We start from the raw sequence: 3,460 nt of genomic DNA on the forward strand, positions 1-3,460 counted from the left end.
ATATGTGAAATGGAAAGTCAGGTAAAATGTAAAGCTACAGCGATTTTATAAGGTATAGATTTTTTTCTGACTACTGTAGCTTTACATTTTATCCCATCTTTACAACGACTGAAGCCACCCTAGCAGTGAAGTATCTTTTTGCCACATCGGCGTTTCAGATTTTGTGATGCTTGGACATGTGTTTTCAATCGCCTTGCGTTTCTGTTCACTATCACAGCGGGCATATATTTCAGTAGTTGAAATTTCCGAATGCCCAAGGAAATCTCTGATATATATCAGTGGTACGCCTGCTTGCAGCATATGCATACTTTTACTGTGGCGAAGACCATGCGGTGATACTATTTCAGGAATGAGATCAGGCTGTTTTTCTCGTGCAATCTTAACGTATTTTTTTAGGATATAGGCAATGCCAGCCCGCGTAAGTTTCTCTTTTTTCCGATTTGAAAAGAGAGGGACGTTATATTCACCTCTGTAGGACGGATGATATATGCTTATGTACTTTGACACCAGATCTGATGTCGTACTCATTAACGGGACGATACGGGTTTTGCTGCCTTTTCCGGTGAGTCTTAGAGTTGATGGCTTTTCCGCCCGGAAATCATTTACCGATAAATCTGCGATTTCCTGAACACGGGCGGCACTGTCATACATAAGGCTCAAGAGCGTGAGATCCCTAAGTCCTGTCCTGCTTGAAGTCTCAACGGCATTAAGAACTGACTTTATTCCTTCTACAGTCAGATATTCCAGCGTATGTCCAGGTTCTTTCTTTCTTGGAATAGAAAGAATCTGCTGACATTGATAAATATAGTCTGGCGTTTGTGTTTGTATATAGGAAAACAGTGATTTAATTGCAGCCAGCCGAATGTTTCTGGTTGAAACACTTGATCCCCTGGATTTTTCGAGCCATTCCAGATATTTTATAATTGTTTCTCTGGACAATAACGGGATATCAACATCTTCCGCTTTTATGTTTTGAGTATCATCCAGATATTTCAGCAGAAGGATATATGCATCGCGTTTGGAAGCGATTGTATTGTAACTTACCCCTTGAATCCCCGGAAGATATTCGGTAAGATACTTGCTCATATATCTGGCAAAACAGGTTGGATTCATTACTGCACCTTTGGAATTGCATAAGAGCAGGTTTCTTCTACTGCCTTTAAGATTTCCGGGTAAATCTCAGCAGTCATTTTCAGGTACTGGCTTGTAGCAATGAGAGATTCATGTCCCATATATACCGAAAGGGCTGGGAGCATGTTTGAAAGATCATCGCCATTTTTGGATGCCTTTTGCAGTACATGGCAGCAATGAGTGTGCCTGATATCGTGGATGCGTGGCCCATACCCCCGTCCGGCGTGTTTGATTCCAGCGGTAACCAATATTTCCCGAAAGCGGAGATATACATTATGATGGGAACACGGCTCACGCGTTATCCCGATAAAAAGGTAATCTTCCGGTTTGTAAAACGGATGCATGATACTGCAGTATTCCTTTAGAATCGAGAGCATACTTTCAGATACCGGAATAAGCCTGTCTTTATTGAACTTTGCACTAACGATCAGGATCGTTCCTTCGATCAGATCCATATGTTTCAGCTGTACATTAAGTGCTTCCATCACACGCAATCCCGTACAATACAGTAATCGGATGAGGACAGGCATCACAAGATGCATCGTGGACCGACGGTTTGGGTAGATTTTATTACTGGCTTCGAAGATTTGCTTCATCTCCTCGTGGGTAAAGATATGGGCAGAATATTTCGATTTCCTTTGTCGGATATATTCAAGGTTAACTGGAATATAAGCTTCATAGCCTGAAGATATCAGGAAAAGGGCGAACTGCCGGATACAGCTGATACGTTGCTGGTGACAGGATCTTGCTGACTCATAAGGCTTCTTCTCACACCATTTGTCCATGAGTTCTTTTGTAAACTTTGGAGAATCTATATTCAAAGAAAAGCATAGATCATCGAAAGTTTTAAGGTAGACAGCCTCTGTTTCATACTTATAACCAGCAGCCCTTTTATAAGCAATAAAATCCTGTATGAGCTCTGCAAAGATACTGTGATAGACCTGTATCATATACGGACACCTCCCATCCATACACCTGTGAGACCTGGTACTTCCAAGGCAATCTTTCTCAGGTGATGCATATCGACTTTCAGATACATTTTTGTAGTATCTGTGTCTGAATGAGAAAGCACCTCTGATATAACTGGTAGTGGAATTTCTTTTTCCAACATAGAGGTTGCCAGACTTGCGCGTAGTGCATGTGGACCATGGCAACGCCCTGGTCTTGCTGTTATGCCGGCATCCCGGAATGCGTTTGTTACAATCATGTGGAGTGACGCCGGATTGAGCTTTTTGAAAGGAGCCTGCATCCGTAGAAATATATGATGATCCTCTGAGCTTGGCCTGACATCTTTTATGTATCGGATAATTGCATTGCCAACATCGGCAGGAAGTGGCAGCACAGCTGGCTTTCCAGTTTTTACAGTTACGAATTCAATGGTATTTCTTTCCCAATGGATGTTTTTGAATTCGAGGGCACAGATATCAGATGCCCTTATACCAAGCCGGGCAGCCATAAGTACCATAGCATAATTCCGTATCCCAACTGCGCTGGATTGATTAAAAGAAACCAGCATCTTTTCGATTTCATCAGTTTGGTAAACAGACGGGACAACCTTCCTGCATCTGACTGAAAGGACCACTGGGGAGTAATCCTCAGGTATGTACCCATTCTGGTAAAGATAACGCAGCAATACCCGCATTGACGCAGAAGCACTTTTTAAGGTTGGCAGGTTTTTCTGCTCGGCAAGCCATTTCATAAATCCCTGTACTATTGCCGGAGATATATCAGAAATTTTTGATATCCTGGATTCCTGCAGGTACTTGGAAAAATGATTCAGTGTGTAGATGTCTCTATTTATGGTTGAAAGAGCTAAATCCTGAGATTTACGTTCGTTCAGGAATTCATAGAAGGGAAGTACATAAGCATCGTGGAAAGAACAAGGCCAATATGTTTTTTCACGATATACACTTTTTCCATCAGCACAATGGAGCAAAGCACAGACTGCTCGTTTCCTTCGTTTATCAATGGGGCGGAGCTTGGCGAAGTTTTGATCCGCATGAATATCATACTTATCTTTTAAAAAGGTAAAAGCGTTTTCTTTGCTGAAAACAAGATCATGTGCTATAAGATACTGTTCCAACGCTTTCCACGTATACGAAAGCTGAGTAATATAATCTTGTTTGATACCATCCCCTTTCATTGATTGCGAAACAGTTTGAATTAATTCGGTTACAGACATTTGTTCCTTCATGGTTTTCCTCCTCCTGTTTTTCCTTAATTTTAGAGGAGAAAATGTAAAGCGCATAGTTGTAAAATTGATAAAACTCGCAGAAATATGGAGCTTTGGTAAAAAGCTTTACATTTTACCTGACTTTTCATTTCACAT

3 protein-coding genes are annotated in these 3,460 nt (G+C 41.4%); all 3 read right to left on the bottom strand.

What is annotated here, in order from left to right; all coding sequences use genetic code 11:
- Nucleotides 1-99: 99 nt before the first annotated feature.
- From B5G00_RS18325 to B5G00_RS18335, 3 genes are read right to left on the bottom strand one after another with little or no spacing between them, the layout of a single operon-like run.
- The gene (locus B5G00_RS18325; RefSeq protein WP_087275071.1) at nt 100-1,113 is read right to left on the bottom strand and encodes a site-specific integrase; all 1,014 of its coding nucleotides are present in this window, start codon (nt 1,111-1,113) and stop codon (nt 100-102) included.
- Nucleotides 1,113-2,081 carry a tyrosine-type recombinase/integrase gene (locus B5G00_RS18330; protein WP_162613534.1) on the bottom strand — a complete coding sequence of 323 codons (969 nt, stop codon included), beginning with the start codon at nt 2,079-2,081 and terminating at the stop codon, nt 1,113-1,115. The genes B5G00_RS18325 and B5G00_RS18330 overlap by 1 nt, the downstream gene beginning before the upstream one ends.
- Nucleotides 2,078-3,325, bottom strand: a complete 1,248-nt coding sequence (locus B5G00_RS18335; protein WP_162613535.1) for a tyrosine-type recombinase/integrase — start codon at nt 3,323-3,325, stop codon at nt 2,078-2,080. The genes B5G00_RS18330 and B5G00_RS18335 overlap by 4 nt, the downstream gene beginning before the upstream one ends.
- Nucleotides 3,326-3,460 lie beyond the last annotated feature (135 nt).

The sequence above is a fragment of the Blautia sp. An46 genome (assembly GCF_002161645.1).
GTDB classification, from domain to species: domain Bacteria; phylum Bacillota; class Clostridia; order Lachnospirales; family Lachnospiraceae; genus Blautia; species Blautia ornithocaccae.